This is a genomic window from Methanohalophilus profundi (assembly GCF_004137855.1).
GTDB lineage: Archaea > Halobacteriota > Methanosarcinia > Methanosarcinales > Methanosarcinaceae > Methanohalophilus > Methanohalophilus profundi.
In genome coordinates this window covers 1,122,414-1,142,950 of sequence record NZ_QBKB01000002.1, presented here as the reverse complement: position 1 = coordinate 1,142,950, position 20,537 = coordinate 1,122,414, and the positions used below count along the sequence as shown (strand labels likewise).

Below are 20,537 nucleotides of genomic sequence, written 5' to 3'. Positions count from 1 at the left end.
TGCCCAGCTCCCCCTTAACTTTGACACATACCTATTAAATCTTTATTGCAGTAAGATACAATTCAGGTCTCAACTCGCAGGCACAGAGGTGTTCTTCTGCTTGTCCTTTTGTATTGCGAACTTGAGTATAATAGGTGAGATAATAATAGAAACTACCACCATCAGGACCACGGCCGAAAAGATTTCTTCTCCTATAATTCCCATTTCCCTGCCAATGGAGATCACCACAAGTTCCACTCCCGCCCTGGGCATGACCCCTGAGCCAAATATGAAACTTTCATAGGAATCAAAACCAATAGCTCTGGCACCCACAAATCCCCCTATAAGTTTACCCAGCAGGGCCAGGACCACAACCAGAATGGTGAAAGAACCCAGGGTATTCAGGGCTTCCAGTTCCACAGCCATACCTATATGAGCAAAAAAGATAGGCACAAGTATACCATAAGCCAGACCCGATACCTTGCTCTGTATATCATTTATTTTTGCAACCGCTACATTGGAAAGCATCACACCCCCGATAAAGGCCCCAATGACCGCATCAAGCTCCATTATCTCTGCAAAATATGCCGAAAACAGGGCAATCAGGACCACCGCAGCGAATATGGATTCCTTTGAGTGCATCTTCTGCACATAATTGAAAATATAAGGGAAAACCCGGTAACCCAGTATCACCATGATCCCAACGAAAAACACCAGTTTTCCCAGCAGGAGCATAAACTGAGTGGCAGTAGGGAATGCATTGTACTTCCCTACAGTAACTACTATGGATAACAGGAAAATACCGATGATATCATCGAAGATTGCCGAGGTTAGCATCATGGAGCCGGGTTTACTGGACAGGTAACCCATATCAAGCAATGTTTTTACCACAACTCCTATACTGGTAGGACTGAAAGCCACGGCCAGAAAGAGGCTTTCCACAAAATCAAATCCGAAAAACCTGCCCAGTGCAAAACCTGCAATAAAGGCAGCAGCTATCTGGAAAAAAGTTGCCACAATTGCCTTTTTTGATGAAGCTTTCAGGTCTTCAATATGTACTTCCTTATACCCTGCGGTAAACAGAAGGAAAATAGCCCCCAGTTCCGCAACAGAAGCAATTGTTTCGGTTTCTTCCACAATCAACAGGCCAAGCAGCAAACCGGCAAGGATTTCTCCAAGAATACCGGGCATACCCACTCTTTCGGAAACCTCGGACAGCAACCTGGCCGCCAGTAAAATTACAAGGATCTGGAACAGAAACTCCATCATTCAACTCCTTAAACTGTAAATCGCCTGAATGACATCCGATTTACATACAATTCCCACCAGTTTTTTCTCATCAACCACACAAAAGTGCTCTACCTTGTGTTTTACCATTGTTTCTGCTATTTCACACAGGGTCGTGTCGGAAGTTATGGTTATGGGATGGGGTTTCATGATCCCGCGGGCTGATTGACTGAGGGACCTGACAGCCATAAGATGAGTATGGTCAAGCCGTGATACATGTCTTGTAAACAATAATTGGAGAATTATATTCTGATCGATTATCCCCAGTAGATCACCGTTTTCGTCTACAACCGGATAGGTGTGGAAATGTTCTTTATTGAACAGATCGAAGATTTTCTCTATAGGATCCTCACCTTTTATGGTGATCGGATCAGTTATCATTATATCCCTGACAAGAACCTCATTGCATTTCTCTTCAAGGTCTAACCCCTCCTCTTCTGAGAAAGCCTGTCTGCTACTGAACTCCCCTTCTGCGGTCATATACATCCCGTATGCAATATCTTCTTTCTTCCTACAAAAGATATTGCTTTAGAAAATCAATTCCCATTCAGGACCCTGACATTCAGGGCTATGCCACTTCTGTCAATATATTCATTGATCCTTTTCATCGAATGAGGGATCATACCCCCGCTTGTCAATATCATACACCTTTTGCCGCATAATGCCATCAGGATGGTGCGATCGATAACCCCGGTTGATATATCGACACATAACGAGTTTTTCTCAGCCATAAGTTTGCTCTTTTTACCCATGGCACCCACAATATCAATATTCTCTTTTTCCAGGAATCCGTCAAAACCAGCCGGATCGAACCTATCCATATCATAGATCAGAATTCCCCCGGCTTTTATACCATGCCTTGTAAGTTCCACAATCGCCCAGCCACCATCATGGATATGCAAAACACGGGCATTGACCGCTTCATAAGGACAGTGCAGCGCATATTCACCATGCAGTACACCCAGATTCAATATGTCGCCTTCCCGGGTTTCCGGAGGCACTTCCACCCACATCAATTCCGGTGGTTTGAGAGTATCCACGATTTCCGGCACGGTCCTGGGCTGCCTGTTGCCATGGGCAAGCCCGCGCCTTTCAATCTCCTTATATATATCAAAGGTCACCGGCCGTTTCAGGTGGGCCTGTCGCAGCAGTTCATCATCCTGAAATACTTCATCCGGAGTACCTTCCCCGATAACCTCCCCGTCCACCATGAAGAAAACATAATCCGCCCAGCTGTAGGCCAGATCAACATCATGGGTGGAAATGATCAGACTGGTACCCATATGATTGAGTTCGTGCAGTACATCCAGAAGTTCATCGGCCCCTACCGGGTCCAGGCTTGCCAGGGGCTCATCCAGTATGATAGCCTGGGGATCCATAGCCACGATTCCTGCAATAGCAACCCTCTTTTTCTGGCCGCCACTCAAATGATGCGGAGGTTTATCCTTAAGTCCGCTCAGGCCGAAATATTCCAGGGTCCCGTTTACCTTCTTTTCAATCTCTGCCTTGCTGTAGCCAAGATTGACCGGCCCAAACGCCACATCCTGGTAGACGGTAGGTGCAAATACCTGATCATCGGAATTCTGGAAAACAATACCAATGTTTTTTCTTATTTCCCTCAAGGACGCCTGATCGTAGGACAATTCCTTGCCATCATAAAATATCCTGCCCTCAGAAGGCTTGAGAGTACCGTTAAGCAACAAAAATAAGGTGGATTTACCCGATCCGTTTTTTCCTACAAAAGCAATTCTTTTGCCCTTTCTCAATTTGATGTCCACACCCTTGACAGCATGGGTCCCGTCAGGATAGGAATATTTCAGTCCGCGTGTTTCAAGTATTACCATAAACTAGCCTCCAGCATACCATTAGAAACGTACCATACCCCCACGATTGCAACCATGTAACCCAGACTCAATGCAACTTCTGAAAATTTCACCGGTCTTTTTTTCCTCAAAGATCATCATTTTCCCGTCATAACAGCGGGCATTCATTGCCACAAACGTTTTTTCTCCCTGCTCCCAGGACCTCAAAAAAAGAGTCGAACAGAGCATGGCCATGGAATGCAGGGATGTCCTCAGATCATGATAACCCAGCCTTACTGTCTGGGCATGCTTGATGCACCAGGCAACATCCAGAAACACAAAGATGTACCTGTACATCATCATTGACAGTTCAATGAAAGAATCAGGCAATCTCGTTTTTTTAAGTACCGAAAAAAGCTCCACCATGGGGGTTGTCAGTGCCAAAAAGAACAGGCAGCACATTCCCCCCAGGGTCCTGGAAAATACCAAAAAAGCCATTGACAGCCCCCCGGTATTCACACCCAGACGATAGTCCAGCACATTGAAACCAAAAAGTTCAGGTCCACCACCGAAAAAGAAAGCAATAATGATTACACTAAACACAACGAAAACTGCAGGCCCCATCAGGAGCTTCAGGTAGAATTTCGGAGGTACTCTCCCAAAAATAAGCGTTGCCAGCGACATACAGATGGCTATCGAAAAAGGCACAAGCGGAGCTTGTGAAGATATACCCATAAGAATCCCAAAGCCAACCACCCCAATTTTTAGCCAGTTATTGGTATAACGCAGGGGGCTGAGCAGTGCATAATCATCAAGCATCTTGGTCATAATAAAAATTTCCGTATATGAATTGTAGTGCGCAAAATTGATTTTTAGATATTAATATATGTCGTCAAAAAAAGGAAAGGAGGTTAAAGGCTAATCAGTCAGAGCGGCCTTTACCCTTATAGTAACCAAAGAAGTACCCTATCACAACTGCCCCAATGGCTGCCTGCAGTGCGAACAGGAGACTTTCAGTTTCCCCACCCGGAGGCTCAAACCCCAGATTGCCTACCCAGGGCTCATAACCACCCGTTACATCAGTGATCACTCCTTCGGCAGCACCGTCTGCACCCCCGAACTCAGAACCCGGGTTTGCAGCCATTCCGTAGAAAAAGGATGCCATAAAGAGTACAGCGATCACAGCAAATATTATCTCACCTTTGCCGATCTTCATGCAGAAATCCCCCTGAGCTTGTTAACAGTTTCCTGAGAGATTACTTTCAATTCCACAAGGGCATCGCTCTTGACCTGTATAATATACTTGAATATCAATGCAGTCAAAGCACCTTCCATTATAGCCAGTGGTACCTGAGTGGTGGCAAATATCGCCAAAAAGGCTTGGAGAGATCCCACAAACCCGCCGGCTTGCGACGGGAACGCCAGGGCAAGTTGGGTGGATGTTACTACATAGGTAATCCAATCCGCAAAGGTAGCCGCAAAGAAAACCACCACATAGAAATTGATATTGGCCTTCATACCTGCCTTATAGATTAAATATGCAGCTAGCGGACCAATAATACCCATTGAAGCCACATTTGCACCCAGGGTTGTCAAGCCGCCATGTGCCAGGAAAAGGGCCTGGTACAACAGTACGATTACACCCAGTACCGCTGTGACTGCCGGGCCGAACATTATGGCGGCCATTCCCGTTCCCGTGGGGTGGGACGAACTACCCGTTACAGAGGGTAACTTCAGGGAAGACAGGACGAATATGAACGCACCTGCTACTGCAAGTAAAGGCAGGAGATCTCGTCTTTCAGAGACCAGTTTGTTGAGACGATACATACCGAACATTATAACCGGAATAGAGAATACAAACCATAATTGCCACCAGGGGGAGGGCAGAAATCCTTCGAATATGTGCATATTATATCACTCCTAATTGCAACATTTTACAAGTAAACTTAACTAAACAACACGTTAGTTGATAGATTCCATAGAGAATTTATTGTATAAATATCTTGTTACTTAGTAAACCAAACTTGATTACAACACAAAACGAAGGTCTACCAGTTAGTTAATTTTTAAACAATAAAAATAAAACAAAATTGCTGGATTCTTATCTGACAACCAGCAGACAGTGAAGAGCTGATTGAGCCATCGGAGGATTGTCAACTGTGCCCTCAATTATACTTTCCTCAGGATAACCCAGTTTTTCACAGACGTATATTCTGGCCTGCACCCCCATTTCTACTAGAATTTCGGCAACTTCCACGGACCCGAAAGTCTCGGCAGGAAGCAGAAGGACATTCTTCCCCAGTTTGATTTCATTAACAAAAGCCTCTCTTGCAGGACGGGGATCCCTGCCATGAGCGGTAATTACTGCCAGACCGTTCATACTCGTTTTTGTCCTGGCACAGGCAACATGCATCGAGGATATACCCGGAATTATACTGTCCCCTTCTCCGGCAAACTTGCCCAGGCCGGAAAACATGGGATCTCCGGTGGAAAGCACTACAGCATCTTCGCCCAGCAGGTGCAGGTTCTTGTAATCCTTTATTTTCTTTGCCTCTCCCTTTATATAGGGACCGGCGAGCTCAAGAGATCGCGGAGAACCATACACCTCACCTGCATTTTCGATTGTCTCGATAGCCTGCTCTGTGAGCATTCCGGGCCCCACTCCCACACCCACAACTATCATTTCTTTTCCCCGCTATCCATAAGCACAGTACCGTCACGATCAACGATCACAACACGGGCACCCTTTGCCTTTTCCACGGTTTTTTCAAAGGCTCTGCGCAGGTGCTGCCCTTCAGGCTCCATTTCCACCATTTCGGCAACCGTAGCAAAACCCGTCCCTTCAAGTACATCCGGGTCACCCCATTTGATGATAAGGCCGGGCAGACCGCAAATGATGACATCACCTGTAGCAGCCTCGAGTGCTTCGGAAATGCGGCTGCCTGCAAGTACAACCGTGTAATCGGGAAACAGCATTGTGGAATAACGTATACCTATGCGACCGGTTGTGAGAACAACTTTATCAGAACACCGAATCAAATCTCCTTTCATTTCCCCGAGATGGTCATTCCAGGGTTCTACAAACCCCGTGGTACCCAGAATGGAAATGCCTTCCTCCACACCGATAGTAGAGTTTAGGGTCTGTCGTGCTATTTCTTCTCCTCTGGGCAGGGATATTTCCACTTCCGCACCCTTAAGACCCAGTTGTTCAACAGCTTCAAAAACGGCCATCTTAATCTGTTGCAGGGGTTTGGGATTGATAGCAGGATGCCCCTTTTTAGCCTGCAGGCCCCCGCGTGTCACTGTGCCTACACCCTCACCGGCATTAATTATAATTGAATCTGCTTCACGGGCATCCCCTACAAATTCAAGCCCCCGGGTTATATCGGACTCGTGGTCATTATTGACCTTGGTCACCATCGCATAACCCCTGTCCATTTCCTTCACATCAATAGATGCACGCAGGCCCACAGGAGTGGGTATGGAAACGGTCTTAACCTGCTCTTGCAGGGAAAGCACAGCCGCTTTGGCAGCCGCAGCCGCGGTTGTCCCGGTGGTATAACCTCTCTTGAGGACAGAACCATCACTTAAAACTACGAGCCTTCCGTTCTTTATACCCTCCACAAGTTCCTCACGTGGCATGGCTGCCTTGTCAAGCCACTCTTCGGGAATTTTGGATTTATTCACAGGATCAATCATTGTCATTTACTCCATCTGAAAAGTTATAAAATTAGCGTCATACACCCGTGCGCTTGAACAGCTTATCCAGTTCTGCTTTGCCCAGGGTTATCATTGTGGGTCTGCCATGGGGACATGTATAGGGATTCTCGGTCTTTTCAAGCTGATCCAGCAAATTTTGCATCTGTTCCATATTACAGGGTGCTCCTGCCTTAATGGCACTCCTGCAGGCCATTGTCTTGCATAACATATCTTCCATGCCCTTCTTCTCCTTTACCCTGCCCTGGGCAAAGAGGTCAGCCAGTAGATCGTACACAACCGAAGGGTCCTCTATCTTTCCCATCACAGTGGGAACGGTGGTTATCACATAGGTCTGCGTACCGAATTCTGACAGGGAAAATCCCAGGTCTTCCAGATAGGGAATGTATTCTTCGAGTAACACTTTTTCCCTGGTGGTCAGATCAACTGTCACAGGAGAGATCAGTTCCTGCCAGTCGTGTTTTACTTTCCTGGATATCTGTTCATACATTATCCGTTCATGTGCAGCATGCTGGTCTATCAGCAAAAGTCCCTCATCGGTCTCAGCCACTATATAGAGGTCATTGACCTGCCCCAGGATACGTGCATCTGACACACCCGATCCCACTCTTTCAGGTTGAGCTTTTTCTTCTGCCAGGGCCCTTTCTGAGCTTTTGAGCCGGCGCTGGGTATCTCTGGGAGGGGCAGTGTAATTAGAGGTATTTTCCCGGATAACAGGAGATTCAGAAGATATAGGTTCCCTTGATGTTGGTTTTTCAGGAGATGCCAGGGATGACTGCATGGTCATGGTGCGGGGCGGCTTTACCTCGGGTACCAGTTTCTCCTGTTTCAGCGCCTGCTCAACAGCCTCCGTGATGCCATCCATTATTTCATTCTCCCTGCTCAGCCTGACATAACGTTTTGCCGGATGGACATTGACATCCACCTCCTCCAGATTGATCTTCACATTAAGTACCGCGGCAGGATAGCGGCCTTTGGGAAGCATGGTATAATATCCCAGTCTCACGGCATTACTGATAGCAGGGGACGATATATTCCTTCCATTAATGAAAAAATAATTCATCTCACGGTTGCTGCGGTAATAACCCGGTTTTGAGATATAGCCCCACAGAGATAGCAGGTCATCCTTGTATTCCAGGGGTATCAGCTGTCTTGCAACATCTGCTCCCAGCACCTGTACCATCCTGTCGAATAGTCCACCTTGCCCACAACGCAGCACCACCTTGCCTTCATTTAGCAAAGTAAAGGCACCCCCGGGTTACCAAGGGCCTGCCGGGTTACAGTATCAGTTATATGGGAAAGTTCGGTCCTTTTGCTCTTGAGATACTTACGCCTGGCCGGTGTATTATAGAACAGGTCCCGTACCTCTACACGTGTGCCCACCGAAGATCCGGTCTCTGTTGCCTCCCCAACCAGACCTCCTTCAACCCCGATTTTTACAGCCGAAAGGCAATCCGCGGTTCTGCTGATAAGTTCTACTCTGGAAACCGCCGCAATAGAGGAGAGCGCCTCACCCCTGAAACCCAGGGTAATTATCCTGTGGAGGTCATCCTTGCTTTCGATCTTGCTTGTGGAATGCTTGGTAAAGGCCAGCGGAACTTCGTCCCGGCCTATCCCGCTGCCATCATCTATTACGGTGATGCTTTTTGATCCGGCCCCCCTATTTCCACTCGAATATCCGATGCTCCTGCATCCAGAGAGTTGTCTATCAACTCCTTGACAACGGAGGCGGGTCTTTCTATAACCTCTCCTGCAGCGATCTGGTTGATTGTGGCCTCATCAAGTAAATGGATATGCTCCGGCTTTTCCATCATCAACTCTCCTTCAGTTTTTTCTGTATAGCATGTAGCCTGTTCAACGCTTCCATTGGAGTAAGATTATTGATATCCAGGTCCCTTATTTCCTCTGCAACCGGATCAAAATCCTTCTCACCACTATTTTCCGGGTCTACCAGCAAAAGCTGGGTATACTTGGCACTACTCTTGCGTTTTCTGGAACCTTCACTTTCCCTGCTGATCACACTCTCACTTTCAATATCTTCCAGGATCGACTGCGCCCTCTTGGTCACTTTATGAGGAACCCCTGCAAGTCTGGCCACATGGATTCCATAACTTTTGTCAGTGGCACCGGGTACGATCTTGCGCAGGAAGACAAGATCATCTCCGTCCTCCTTGACCGCTATATGATAATTCTTAACCCTCTTGAGCGATTCAGCGATCTCGGTCAGCTGGTGATAATGGGTAGCAAAAAGGGAGCGTACACCCTGGCGGCCCTTGTTATGGATATACTCCACAACAGCCTTGGCTATGCTGTAACCGTCATAGGTACTGGTCCCCCTGCCGATCTCATCCAGCAGCACCAGGCTTTTCGGAGTGGAATTATTCAGGATATTGGCAAGTTCCACCATTTCCACCATGAAAGTACTCTGTCCGCTTGCCAGGTCATCAAAAGCCCCCACACGGGTGAATATCCTGTCCACGATACCCACCGATGCATGGGAAGCAGGTACAAAGGATCCCGCCTGGGCCATTATGACAATCAGGGCGACCTGTCTCATGTATGTGGATTTACCCGCCATATTGGGGCCCGTTATAAGGAGGAACTGCTCATCAGAACAATCCATTTCCACGTCATTGGGAACAAATCCTCCATCAACCGAATTTTCCACAACAGGATGCCTGCCTTCCCGTATCAGTACCCTACAGTCATCGGTAATGGAAGGACGCACATAATTATTGTTCACCGCAACCTCTGCCAGGGAGGCCAAAACGTCCAGCTCTCCCAGCAATACTGCCATCTCCTGCAACTGTTTCGAATGATTTGCTACCACCGAGATTACTTCATTGAACAGTTCATATTCCAGTGCCACCCTTTTCTCATCGGCAGACAGGATTTTGCCTTCCCAGTCCTTGAGCTGGGGGGTGTAAAATCGCTCGGCATTGGTCATTGTCTGTTTGCGAATGTAATCATCAGGCACATGGGGAATATTGGGTTTGGTGACCTCCAGATAGTAACCTATCACCTTGTTGTAGCCTACCTTAAGGGATTTGATCCCGGTCCTGTCCCTCTCCTTCTGCTGGAATGAGGCAATCCAGGATTTGGCATTACTGGAGGTTTCCTTCAGTTCATCCAGCTCCTCGCTGTAGCCGGGTTTGATCAGCCCGCCTTCCCGTACAGAAAGAGGTGGCTCCTCCACGATAGCCCGGTCAATCAGTTCGGTAAGAGTATCGATTTCCCTGAAATCTTCCATTCCCTGTACTATCCGGGCAAGCATTGTCTTATGCTCCCCCTCCAGGGTTTCCAGGAGAGAGGGCACAGATTGCAGGGATTTTTTGAGAGCAACAAGGTCCCTGGCATTGGAATTACCATAAACAACCCTGCCCACAAGCCTCTCCACATCCTTTACATAAGAGAGATGGGAGCGCACATCAAATCTCAACAGGGTGTTATCAGACAATTCCTCCACGGCATCCAGCCGTTTATTTATATGGGAGACATCAAGCAGGGGCTTGAGGATCCATTTCTGAAGCAGACGGCTTCCCATGGGCGTTTTGGTCTCATCCAGTACCTGGAGAATAGTAGTATCCCTTCCCTCCCCCCGGACATTTCTCACAACTTCCAGATTACGCAGTGTAATGGAATCCAGTATCATGAATTCGGAGGATGAATAGGTATGAAGGGACTGGACATGGTTTAATTCCCGCATCTGGGTTTCCAGGGCATATTCCAGGGCACAGCTGGCCGCCATTTTTGCAAAGGCAAGCCCGGCACAACCCATGCCTTCCAGGGTGGAGACACCCAGATGTTCACATAGATGCCTGTTTGCATAGTCCGGGTCTGTGGAAGCAGCATCAAATTCATTGGTGGAAAGCTTCAATTCTGCCAACCTGCTTTGCAATTCCTCATTTTCCCTTAACTGGGGAAGGACAATACATTCGGCAGGTCGCATTCGGGCCACCTCTCCCGCAATTCCGTCAAAGGGAGGTTGATCGTTGATCTGGGTAGTCAGGAATTCTCCTGTGGATACATCCAAAAAGGCCACACCAAAATCCTGACCCCTGCCGGCAATTGCCATCAGGTAATTGTTCGAGGGATCAGAAAGCATGGAAGGATCGATAACAGTCCCGGGGGTTACCACACGCACCACTCCCCGTTTGACAACTCCTTTAGCCTTTTTGGGATCTTCCAGCTGCTCACATACTGCTACCTTGTAGCCTTTCCTGACCAATCTGGGAAGATAATTATCCACCGCATGATAGGGAAATCCTGCCAGGGGCATTTTTTCCCCTTCTTTTCCCTTACCGCGGGTGGTGAGAGTTATATCAAGTTCCTGTGCGATGGTCTTTGCATCCTCCCCGAAGGATTCATAGAAATCCCCCATACGGAAGAATATCAGGGAATCGGGATGTTGCTCCTTGGCAGCATAATACTGTTGCATCGCAGGTGTAATCTTGCTCATTGGTAATCTATCCGGCAAACGTGTAATTCTTGGTCTATTACACTATAAGCCTCTTTTTCATAAGGTTTATTGACAGCAGGAAAACCAGCAGGGTTGCTCCAAGCATCCAGGCAATGTTCAGTAGCAGGGAAGCCTCTATTATACCACTCATCAAGGACCTGACAACGATCACTATATGTGCCAGGGGCAGGATTGCAAGGGCGATGGTTTGTACCGTCTCCGGGAGCAGGGATAGCGGGAAAAAGGTACCGCTGAACAGGAACATGGGGGTTATCAGCAGGATGGAAGGGTAGGTCAGGGAATTGATATTGGGAGTGATTGCCGTAAAACACATGGCAATACAGGAAAACATCAATCCTGCCAGAAAGGCAAAGGGGATTACCAGCAGGGAATGCGGATAGACAGCCAGGCCAAAAATTGACAGGATCGGCAGGATAATACTGGCATTGATCACACCCCGCGTCGCTCCCCAGAGTAGTTCCCCAGCTATGACTTCATCTATGTTCAGGGGAGTTGCAATAATGGCATCAAAGGTTTTCTGGTAATACATCCGCACATAGGAGCCGAAGGTACATTCATAAAAACCGGCAAACATCATGGAAACCGATATCAGGGCAGGGGCAATGAACTTTGTATAGGGTACACCTTCGATTTCATTGATGTAGTTACCCAATCCAAATCCCAGGGCAAACAGGTACAGGATAGGTTCCACCAGGGGCGGGAGGAAGTTCACCGTCAAGGTGGTCATGAATACATCCCGGTTGCGCATCCAGACTTTCAGGACACGCGGGGTAATATCAGGCAGGGCAAAATACGACATCATTCCCGCAACTTCCTCCCTGTAAGTTTAAGGAACACGTCCTCCAGTGTTGCAGCCCTTGCGGTAATCTTACCCAGCCTGCATTCACTAAAAAGATGTTCAGTAATGTCGTGAGGATCATTGGTATAAATCTGGACCATATCCCCTGCCTGTTCATACATTGCATTGCTTTTTTCAAGACAGGCTATCACTTCAGGGGTATTTTCAGCTTCTACTATATCCGTACCGATATACTCCTTTATTATCGATGACGGACTGCCTTCCACAAGAATATTGCCATAATCCATTATAACCAGCCTGTCACACAGCTGGGCGGCCTCTTCCAGGTAATGGGTGGTCATTACAATAGTAACTCCCTGTTTTTTGAGACTGCGCAGTTTATCCCACATTACATGCCTGGACTGTGGATCCAGGCCCACTGTGGGTTCATCCAGGATCAGTAACCGGGGTTCATTCACAAGCGCCCTGGCAAGAATAAGTCTCCTTTTCATGCCACCGGAGAGAAGATCGGTCATTGTATCCTTTTTTTCATTGAGCTGCACAAAATCCAGTAATTCATTAATCCTTTTTTCGGCTTTTCTTTTGGGTATATCAAAGTAACGTGAATATACATAGAGATTCTTGTAAACGGAAAAATCGATGTCCAGATTGTTTTCCTGAGGTACAACTCCCATTAAATTTTTGATTTTGCGCTGGTCACGTGTTACATCCATATCGAAGACTTTGAGACTGCTCCGCCGGGAGGAGACACACATTGTATAATCCGCATTGCAGTAGTCTTGCCGGCTCCGTTGGGTCCCAGAAAACCGAACAGTTCACCTTTATTTACTTCAAAACTGACATCATCAACAGCCACAAAGTTTCCAAAATTCTTGTGTAAATTTTTCGCAACGATTACAGGTTCAATAGGCCATCACCACATCATCCATAATAAAATGAAATAGGGTTTATTATATTTCATTTTTCCAGAAAGCAGAAGTTAGCATTACCATCACTGTAAATACTTCCAATCTGCCAATCCACATATTCAAAACAAGCAATAATTTACCCATAAAAGGCAACAAATCATAATTTGCCATCGGTCCGAAAAGATTGAAAGCCGGCCCAATGTTACCCAATGTTGCTATGGATGCACTCAATGAACTAAAAACATCCATTCCCATCATCGAAAGCAGACTTGAGCTTACGAAAAAAAGGATGAAATAAATTATAACAAAAGATACAATGGAATGCATTACATCGTCAGGTACTGCTTTTCCATTGAAACGAATAATACGCACAGCTTTCGGGTGAACAGCTTTGAAAAGTTCCCTGTTTGCATACCTTAAAAGAATAAGGATACGTACAATCTTAATTCCGCCCCCAGTCGAGCCGGCACATCCGCCAAAAAACATCACTATAAATAAAAGCATCCTGCCTGAATCTGGCCTTGATTAAAATCAACAGTTGCATAGCCGGTAGTTGTCAGAAGAGATAGTACCTGAAACACAGAATACCTGAAAGAAGTACCCAGATCATAAACCTGGTCTTTGAAAAGAAGAAGGGTAAGAATTGAAGTTGCAATTGCAACAATTAAAGTATAGAATTTGAATTCGTCATCTTTTAAAAGACTACCTTTATCCACATAGAACATTCTGTAATGCAGTGCAAAATTGCACCTGCAAGGAACATAAAGAAACATATTATACCTTCCACAACCGGACTGTTAAAAGCAGCTATGCTATCTCCATAAGGTGAAAAACCCCCACATGCCATGGTCGTAAAAGTGTGAGTGACAGCGTCATACAGGTTTAGTCCGGCAAGGTAGAGTGCTACACATTCTACAACGGAAATAGCCACATATACCATCCATAGGATCTTTGCGGTCTCTCTAATGCGAGGACGCAATTTGTCCTCCTGGGGACCAGGTACTTCAGCCCTGAACATTGCCGCCGCACACCCAATTTGGGCAGAATAGCTATAAAAAGCATAATTATACCCATTCCACCAAGCCACTGAATCATAGACCTCCATAATAAAAGACCCTTACTATAACTTTCAATATCCACCATCACTGTAGCTCCGGTAGTAGTAAAACCGGACATGGATTCAAAAAAAGCATTGATTGGAGTCATTCCTTCAAGAACAAAGGGTATTGCACCGAAAATTGCTGCTGCCAGCCACCCAAAAGCAACAATCATGAAACCTTCCTTAAGCTCCCAGTCTTCTTTTGCAGGCTCTATCCTGAAAGCAAAAACCGTACCTGCTATCATTGTTATCGTAAAAGCTATAGCGAATGTCTGGGGGGATTCACCATAATACATATCTACAAAAAGAGGGATGAGCATCAGTAATCCAAGAAGCCATAGTAAAGTGCCCAGAACACCCATTACAACTTTGAATTTCATGCAAATACCTCATTTGAACAGTTTTTCTACATCTGGAAGTACAGAAGGTATAGAAAATGCAAGAATATGATCTCCTTCTTTTACCTTGTAATTTCCACGGGGAACAATAGTTGAGTCGTCATTGATAACCATACTTGCAATTGAACCCTCCGGAAAGTTCACATTTTTGAGAAACTTGCCGTTTATTTTTGATTTTTTAGAAACTGTGTACTCCACAATTTCAGCCTTATCTCCTTCAATAGTTGTCAGGGCCTCTATTCCTGTACCCATCGTGAGTTTGAGTACTTCATTAATCGTTGCTTCCCTGGGACTTACAGCACGATCTACACCAACCATTTCAAATAAAGGTACATAATCAAAATGATCTGCTCTTACTATCACCTTCTTTGTACCCATTTGTTTGGCCAAAAGAGAGCAGAGCAAATTTTTTTCATCACTGTCTGTAACAGATATTACCACATCCATTTCCCCCACACCTTCCTCTTTGAGGAGACTAAGATCAGAACCATCCCCCCGAAGCACAAGAGTTTTTTTGAGGTGATCAGCTACCATTTCAGATCGCTGTCTGTCTTTTTCTATAATCTTTATTTTCATATCAGTCGTTTCAAGCAACTGTGCCAGATAAAGTCCAACGATTCCGCCACCAATAATCATAGCAGTATTTTTTTTGATCTTTCCAAAAAAAGAAGATATATTTTTCATTGCAGATTTTTCACCGATAATGACAATGTGATCTTCTGCACGGATAAGATCGTCACCATGGGGGATAATAATTTGTGAACCCCTGAAAAGGGCGCTTACAATACAGCAGTCAAATAAGCCTATATCACGGATGTGTTTATCTACAAGATGGCTGTCTTCTTTGACAACAAATTCCATCATTTTTATTTTTCCATCGGCAAATGACTCCGAATCAATCGCAGAAGGTATAGAAAGAATATCAGCAATCTCCGATGCAAGCGCGAGTTCAGGACATATCATTACATCGATACCAACCTGGGTACGTTTGGCTACCGGCCTGTCTATATAATCAGGATTACTGACCCGTGCCATGGTTTTAAAGGTCTTACTGGATTGCTTTATCAATTTAGTTGCCATACAGGCGACAATATTTATCTCATCATCACCTGTTAAAGCCAGAAGAAGATCGGCACCGATCAAAACTTTTTCAAGAATTGTAGCGTTTGCACCATTGCCCTTGATTACCTGAACGTCAAGTTCATCCGCTCTCTGGCAGGCATCTTCATCATCATCGATGACAACAATATCATTTTCCAGATACAATGATTTTGCTATATGATAGCCAACTTCCCCTGCACCTATAATGACAATTTTCATCCATATTCCCCATAAAATTATACTATATAAAACAAATTCATAATCCTACTATTAAGATCACTCTATTAATCTTTGTTAGTTTACCATCCTTCCTGTGTGGGTTTGGAACTCTGTAAGGATTAATATAGGGAAAAATGGACAAAGCCACAGAAATATCATTTAATATTTAAAAAAGGAGTTGATGTATGGTGGGACCGCGGAGATTTGAACTCCAGTCGCAAGACCCCCAGCCTTGCAGGATGGACCAGGCTACCCTACGGTCCCACGGGGACTGGTTCTAATAGGAACTTTCCCTATATCACTTTTTCTGCCGGGCTACCCATTCCTTATAGACTTTTGTGATCTGGGCACCTTCCAGGAAAACACATCCATGCAACTGGGCATAGGTCCTGGCATCCTCTTTTGAAAGGGCTTTACCGTTGGTATCATCCAGCATTTCACAGACTACCATGACAGGGGTTATACCGGCCATCTGTGCAAGAGCAACCGACAACTCGGTCTGACCCCGGCGGTTTCCACAAGCCCTTCAGCTGCCCGTAGCAATGCAACATGGCCCGGCGCACGGAACTCGTCTCCAAAAACAACGGCTTCACCGTTTCTGCCCTTTTCAGAAATTTCAGCCAGCTTGTTTATGGTCAGGGCCCGATCATTATCAGGAATGCCGGTACGGGTGCCTCTGTGATTGACCCAGATGGAAAAGGATGAACGACTATCATATGCCAGGTCACCGGCCTGCTCCACGGTATTACCAATCGCAGGCCATCTGCCTGCCCCTTCTGCCAGCAAATCCGCCATGAAGGGCAGACCCAGTGTTGTACAGACCTCATCGGCCAGTGCAGTGCATATCAACCCTCCACCATCGCGACGCATCCAGCGTACATCATCAGGAGTGATAGCTGAGGCGGCAATTACAAAATCCGTCTCCCCTTCCCGGCTGTCCGAATCAAATATAAATACCATTTCTCCCCTCTCAACTGCCTCAACACCCTTTTTCACTTCGGGATCTGAAAATTTTAAATTATCCATACTAGATACCTCCAATCAATAGTCAACGGTAACCTCAACCTCATCTCCGTCTTTCAGTTCCAGCTCCTCACGCAGCTTCACAGGGGATATTATTTCCAGCAGCTCATCCGGGTAATGGGTCCTGTCGGGAACGATAACCGCTGCCTTAATACCTTCAATTTTCACAGGGAAACAATGGCAGGCACCGAAGGTACGCTCCCCGCTGGTAAAACCGGAGATAGGGATGACAGCAGATTCTGCCAGTTTTTCCCTGATTTTCAGGCTAAGCTCATCCAGATGCACATTGAGAGTCCCTAGATAAGGAGCAAATCCGAGTTTGTCGCCGAACTGGCGCTGGTAGCCCTCCTGGCCGATATAGTAGTGACCTTCACCAAGCCCGCTTACAATATGCCCCCGCAGCTGAATCGGGTTTTTCTCAACGATATCGGTGAATATATGCCTGTAATCCTCGTATTCCTTTTTCAGCAATTGCCGGCCAGTCTCCGAGAGCAGCACTTCCTGGCCACCAGGCACAATACGCCTCTCAATATAACCTTCATCTTCCAGGGATTTGAGAATCCTGGCTGAAGTCTTGGAACTGGTTGCCATGTATTCGGCAAACTCAGCTGAGGATAGTTTAACCGGCTGGTTCAGTCCTCCCAGTAGGCCCAGTTCTTTCAGTGCTGGAATTAAATGCATATGAGATACACCTTCTCAAAATTGAGATGCATCTCATATCTGGCTGATCGTTAATAAATGTTCGGCCGACATCGGAGTAAATTATAACCATCGGGAAAACCATGAGAAGTTAGGGAGAGGAACATCCAGAGGATAGCCATGAAAAAATACAACCCATATGATAACAGGCCTTCTCATGCAGGCTGGAGAAGAGACCTGTATGATATAATCTTCGAGGCAGATACACCTACGGGAAAGGCCTTCGATATAGGATTAATATTAGCCATCCTCGGCAGTATAATCGTGGTAATGTTGGACAGTGTGCAATCCATAAGCACCGTCCATCACTATAGCCTTTACATGCTGGAATGGAATTTCACCATTCTGTTCACCATCGAATATATCCTGCGGCTTATTTGTGTCAGAGACAAAAAAAAGGTATGCTACCAGTTTTTTTGGTATAATAGATTTGCTGGCAATACTGCCTACTTACCTTATAGTGATCCTGCCCGGCGGACAATACCTTCTTGTGATACGTATCCTGAGACTGTTGCGGATATTCAGGATACTTAAGCTCGTGCAATATCTCTCGGAAACCGAACTTTTGCTCAGGGCCCTTAAGGAGAGTCAGCGCAAGATTACGATATTTTTGTTTACAATCCTGAATCTGGTCGTGATACTGGGTTCTGTGATGTATGTTGTTGAAAGCTCCAATCCACAATTTTCCAGTATACCCGAGAGTATTTTCTGGGGCATCGTTACCATAACAACAGTAGGTTACGGGGATATTATACCTGCAACATTCCTGGGAAAAACAATAGCTTCACTAATCATGATTATAGGCTATTCTATTATCGCAGTACCTACAGGTATTATCACACAATCCATAATCCAGGTTTCCAGAGAAGAAGATAATAAAAAAGTAATTGAACAAACTAAAGAAAATATGTTTTCAAAAAAATGTCCGGGTTGTGCTTTTCAGGGACATGACCTAGATGCTGCCTACTGTAAACGTTGCGGGGAGAGACTTGAGGAGGAGTAAAAATGAAGCAGGGGGTAATAATGGCCATTCGCATCACGCAATGATGCTGGAAGATTTCAGGAAACGCTTTTTCGTATCTGTAGTTTTTACCATACCGGTTTTATTTCTGTCACCTATAATTCGGCAGGGATTGGAAAGTGCAGGAGTGAGCCTGCCGACAATTGCAGGTGCCTCTTATCTGCTTTTTGCCTTTTCCACACTGATCTTCTTCTATGGCGGCAAACCCTTCCTTACAGAGCTGGTGAGTGAACTCAGATCCCGCCAGCCTGGCATGATGACACTGATTGCTGTTGCCATCAGCGTGACCTATATCTACAGCAGCCTTGTGGTTTTCGGACTTGCAGGCAAGTTCTTTTTCTGGGAACTGGCGACCCTTCTCGACATCATGCTCCTGGGCCACTGGATCGAGATGAGGTCTGTAATGGGAGCCTCCATGGCCCTTGAGGAACTGGCAAAACTCATGCCTTCAAAAGAGCCCATCGTCTGGGAAAGAATGGTGAGGGCGAGGATGTAGCCCTGAACGATTTGCAAAAAGGGGACAGGTTGCTGGTCAAACCGGGAGAAAAAATTCCTGCTGATGGCAGGGTGGCAAAGGGGCAATCTTCGGTCAATGAAGCAATGCTGTCCGGGGAAACCACACCGGTATCCAAAGAAAAAGATGATGAAGTGATTGGTGGTTCCATCAACGGGGAAGGGTCCCTGGAGATCATTATCGAAAAGACCGGTTCCGATTCCTTCCTCTCCCAGGTAATCGAACTTGTAAAACAGGCCCAGGAAAGTCGCTCCCGTGCACAGGACCTGGCCAACAGGGCCGCCCTGTGGCTGACTATCATAGCCTTAAGTGCAGGTGCTATAACACTGTTTGCCTGGGTTAATCTGGCAGGCTATGATTTTGCCTTTTCCCTGGAAAGAGCGGTTACAGTAATGGTAATCACATGTCCCCATGCCCTTGGCCTGGCAATTCCCCTTGTGATTGCAGTATCCTCTGCACTGGCCGCCAACAACGGGCTGCTAATCAAGGACAGGGCTGCCTTTGAGAAGGCACATGAGGTCGATGCGGTGGTTTTTGACAAGACCGGAACCCTGACAGAAGGAAAATTCGGTGTCACCGACATAATTCCCTTTGAGAATATATCAGAAGAAGAAATCCTGAAACTGGCTGCTTCAGTAGAAGCTGAATCGGAACATTCTATAGCCCGGGGGATTGTGGAATCAGCAAAGGAAAAATATCCTATAAAGGATTTCAACAGCATCCCCGGCAAGGGAGCGTACGCAACAGTTGAGGACAGGCAAATCACGGTTGCCAGTGGCTCCTATATAGCTGACCTGGGGTTCGAACCTGACGCAGCTGAAACCGAGGGGTTGACAACACAGGGTAAAACCGTTGTTTTCGTGGTTGAGGAGGATAGGTTAATCGGTGCCATAGCTCTCGCTGATATCATACGTCCTGAATCTAAACAGGCTATTGCAACCTTAAAGGAGAGAGGCATACGCTGCATGATGCTTACTGGAGATAATGGTAATGTAGCCCGCTGGGTTTCGGAAAGTATAGGCCTTGACGAATATTTTGCCGAAGTGCTCCCACAGGAAAAAGAAGGGAAGATCAGGGAAATCCAAGATAGAGGACTGCGTGTGGCAATGACTGGTGATGGTGTGAATGATGCGCCTGCCCTGGCCCGCGCCGACCTCGGTGTAGCCATCGGGGCCGGAACGGATGTGGCAGTGGAGACGGCGGATATTGTGCTTGTACGCAGCAACCCTCTTGATATGATAACTGTCCTGGACCTCTCGGCAAAGACCTATGGGAAAATGAAGCAGAACCTGTTCTGGGCCACAGGTTACAATGCCATTGCCATCCCACTTGCAGCAGGGGTGCTGGCAGGACAGGGAATCCTGCTGTCCCCGGCTGTGGGAGCGGTGCTTATGTCGCTGAGTACGGTTATAGTTGCAGTCAATGCAAAATTCCTCTCCCTTGAATGAGACAAAAAGCAATGTCGAAGATTATTTGTACTGCAAACAGTAT

The 20,537-nt window shown here is 46.4% G+C and carries 20 protein-coding genes, 1 tRNA gene and 2 pseudogenes; 3 read left to right on the top strand and 20 right to left on the bottom strand.

The window, feature by feature from the left end; all coding sequences use genetic code 11:
* Nucleotides 1-69: 69 nt before the first annotated feature.
* From C9889_RS06015 to C9889_RS05935, 20 genes and pseudogenes are all read right to left on the bottom strand, one after another.
* Entirely contained in the window at nucleotides 70-1,248 is a 1,179-nt protein-coding gene (locus tag C9889_RS06015; protein WP_318531538.1) for a cation:proton antiporter, read from the bottom strand.
* On the bottom strand, nucleotides 1,249-1,746 hold the full coding sequence (locus C9889_RS06010) for a CBS domain-containing protein (protein ID WP_129597961.1): 498 nt from the start codon (nucleotides 1,744-1,746) through the stop codon (nucleotides 1,249-1,251).
* 56 nt (nucleotides 1,747-1,802) lie between these two features.
* Entirely contained in the window at nucleotides 1,803-3,110 is a 1,308-nt protein-coding gene (locus C9889_RS06005; RefSeq protein ID WP_129597959.1) for an energy-coupling factor ABC transporter ATP-binding protein, read from the bottom strand.
* A 21-nt stretch (nucleotides 3,111-3,131) separates the two neighbouring features.
* Nucleotides 3,132-3,896 carry a cobalt ECF transporter T component CbiQ gene (gene cbiQ, locus C9889_RS06000; protein ID WP_318531537.1) on the bottom strand — a complete coding sequence of 255 codons (765 nt, stop codon included), beginning with the start codon at nucleotides 3,894-3,896 and terminating at the stop codon, nucleotides 3,132-3,134.
* Nucleotides 3,897-3,990: 94 nt separating this feature from the next.
* Nucleotides 3,991-4,284 (bottom strand): energy-coupling factor ABC transporter substrate-binding protein, encoded by a 294-nt coding sequence (locus C9889_RS05995; RefSeq protein WP_129597957.1) that lies wholly within the window; start codon nucleotides 4,282-4,284, stop codon nucleotides 3,991-3,993.
* Nucleotides 4,281-4,976 carry an energy-coupling factor ABC transporter permease gene (locus C9889_RS05990; protein ID WP_129597955.1) on the bottom strand — a complete coding sequence of 232 codons (696 nt, stop codon included), beginning with the start codon at nucleotides 4,974-4,976 and terminating at the stop codon, nucleotides 4,281-4,283. Before C9889_RS05990 ends, C9889_RS05995 begins: the two co-directional genes overlap by 4 nt.
* Before the next feature lie 193 nt (nucleotides 4,977-5,169).
* Nucleotides 5,170-5,751: a cobalt-precorrin-7 (C(5))-methyltransferase gene (locus C9889_RS05985; protein WP_129597953.1), complete on the bottom strand. Its 582-nt coding sequence runs from the start codon at nucleotides 5,749-5,751 to the stop codon at nucleotides 5,170-5,172.
* Nucleotides 5,748-6,767 (bottom strand): cobalt-precorrin-5B (C(1))-methyltransferase, encoded by a 1,020-nt coding sequence (locus C9889_RS05980; RefSeq protein WP_129599455.1) that lies wholly within the window; start codon nucleotides 6,765-6,767, stop codon nucleotides 5,748-5,750. Before C9889_RS05980 ends, C9889_RS05985 begins: the two co-directional genes overlap by 4 nt.
* A gap of 37 nt (nucleotides 6,768-6,804) precedes the next feature.
* Nucleotides 6,805-8,025, bottom strand: a complete 1,221-nt coding sequence (gene mutL / locus C9889_RS05975; protein WP_318531536.1) for a DNA mismatch repair endonuclease MutL — start codon at nucleotides 8,023-8,025, stop codon at nucleotides 6,805-6,807.
* Nucleotides 8,019-8,399 (bottom strand): DNA mismatch repair MutL family protein, encoded by a 381-nt coding sequence (locus tag C9889_RS11205; RefSeq protein WP_318531591.1) that lies wholly within the window; start codon nucleotides 8,397-8,399, stop codon nucleotides 8,019-8,021. The genes mutL and C9889_RS11205 overlap by 7 nt, the downstream gene beginning before the upstream one ends.
* Nucleotides 8,400-8,416: 17 nt before the next feature.
* A complete protein-coding gene (locus tag C9889_RS11200) occupies nucleotides 8,417-8,599 on the bottom strand; it encodes a hypothetical protein (protein ID WP_318531535.1) in 183 nt (60 codons plus the stop codon).
* A complete protein-coding gene (gene mutS, locus C9889_RS05970) occupies nucleotides 8,599-11,244 on the bottom strand; it encodes a DNA mismatch repair protein MutS (protein ID WP_129597951.1) in 2,646 nt (881 codons plus the stop codon). The genes C9889_RS11200 and mutS overlap by 1 nt, the downstream gene beginning before the upstream one ends.
* Nucleotides 11,245-11,281: 37 nt before the next feature.
* Complete coding sequence (locus C9889_RS05965; protein ID WP_129597949.1) at nucleotides 11,282-12,067, bottom strand: ABC transporter permease; 786 nt, start codon at nucleotides 12,065-12,067, stop codon at nucleotides 11,282-11,284.
* Complete coding sequence (locus tag C9889_RS05960) at nucleotides 12,064-12,777, bottom strand: ATP-binding cassette domain-containing protein (RefSeq protein ID WP_263853984.1); 714 nt, start codon at nucleotides 12,775-12,777, stop codon at nucleotides 12,064-12,066. Before C9889_RS05960 ends, C9889_RS05965 begins: the two co-directional genes overlap by 4 nt.
* Nucleotides 12,768-12,920 (bottom strand): ATP-binding cassette domain-containing protein, encoded by a 153-nt coding sequence (locus C9889_RS10785; RefSeq protein WP_263853983.1) that lies wholly within the window; start codon nucleotides 12,918-12,920, stop codon nucleotides 12,768-12,770. The genes C9889_RS05960 and C9889_RS10785 overlap by 10 nt, the downstream gene beginning before the upstream one ends.
* Before the next feature lie 94 nt (nucleotides 12,921-13,014).
* A pseudogene (locus tag C9889_RS05955) lies at nucleotides 13,015-14,451 on the bottom strand (TrkH family potassium uptake protein).
* Between the two features lie 9 nt (nucleotides 14,452-14,460).
* Nucleotides 14,461-15,789 carry a Trk system potassium transporter TrkA gene (gene trkA / locus C9889_RS05950; protein WP_129597947.1) on the bottom strand — a complete coding sequence of 443 codons (1,329 nt, stop codon included), beginning with the start codon at nucleotides 15,787-15,789 and terminating at the stop codon, nucleotides 14,461-14,463.
* A gap of 186 nt (nucleotides 15,790-15,975) precedes the next feature.
* Nucleotides 15,976-16,053, bottom strand: a tRNA-Pro gene (locus tag C9889_RS05945).
* A 34-nt stretch (nucleotides 16,054-16,087) separates the two neighbouring features.
* Nucleotides 16,088-16,815 (bottom strand): annotated as a pseudogene (gene ribB / locus C9889_RS05940) (3,4-dihydroxy-2-butanone-4-phosphate synthase).
* Nucleotides 16,816-16,830: 15 nt separating this feature from the next.
* Nucleotides 16,831-17,493: a winged helix-turn-helix domain-containing protein/riboflavin kinase gene (locus C9889_RS05935; protein ID WP_129597945.1), complete on the bottom strand. Its 663-nt coding sequence runs from the start codon at nucleotides 17,491-17,493 to the stop codon at nucleotides 16,831-16,833.
* Between the two features lie 397 nt (nucleotides 17,494-17,890).
* Between C9889_RS05935 and C9889_RS05930 the strand changes: the two genes are divergently transcribed.
* From C9889_RS05930 to C9889_RS05925, 3 genes are read left to right on the top strand one after another with little or no spacing between them, the layout of a single operon-like run.
* Nucleotides 17,891-18,514 (top strand): ion transporter, encoded by a 624-nt coding sequence (locus C9889_RS05930; protein WP_225420012.1) that lies wholly within the window; start codon nucleotides 17,891-17,893, stop codon nucleotides 18,512-18,514.
* A complete protein-coding gene (locus C9889_RS11195) occupies nucleotides 18,501-19,028 on the top strand; it encodes a hypothetical protein (RefSeq protein ID WP_318531534.1) in 528 nt (175 codons plus the stop codon). The genes C9889_RS05930 and C9889_RS11195 overlap by 14 nt, the downstream gene beginning before the upstream one ends.
* A gap of 11 nt (nucleotides 19,029-19,039) precedes the next feature.
* Nucleotides 19,040-20,494 (top strand): heavy metal translocating P-type ATPase, encoded by a 1,455-nt coding sequence (locus C9889_RS05925; RefSeq protein ID WP_318531533.1) that lies wholly within the window; start codon nucleotides 19,040-19,042, stop codon nucleotides 20,492-20,494.
* Nucleotides 20,495-20,537 lie beyond the last annotated feature (43 nt).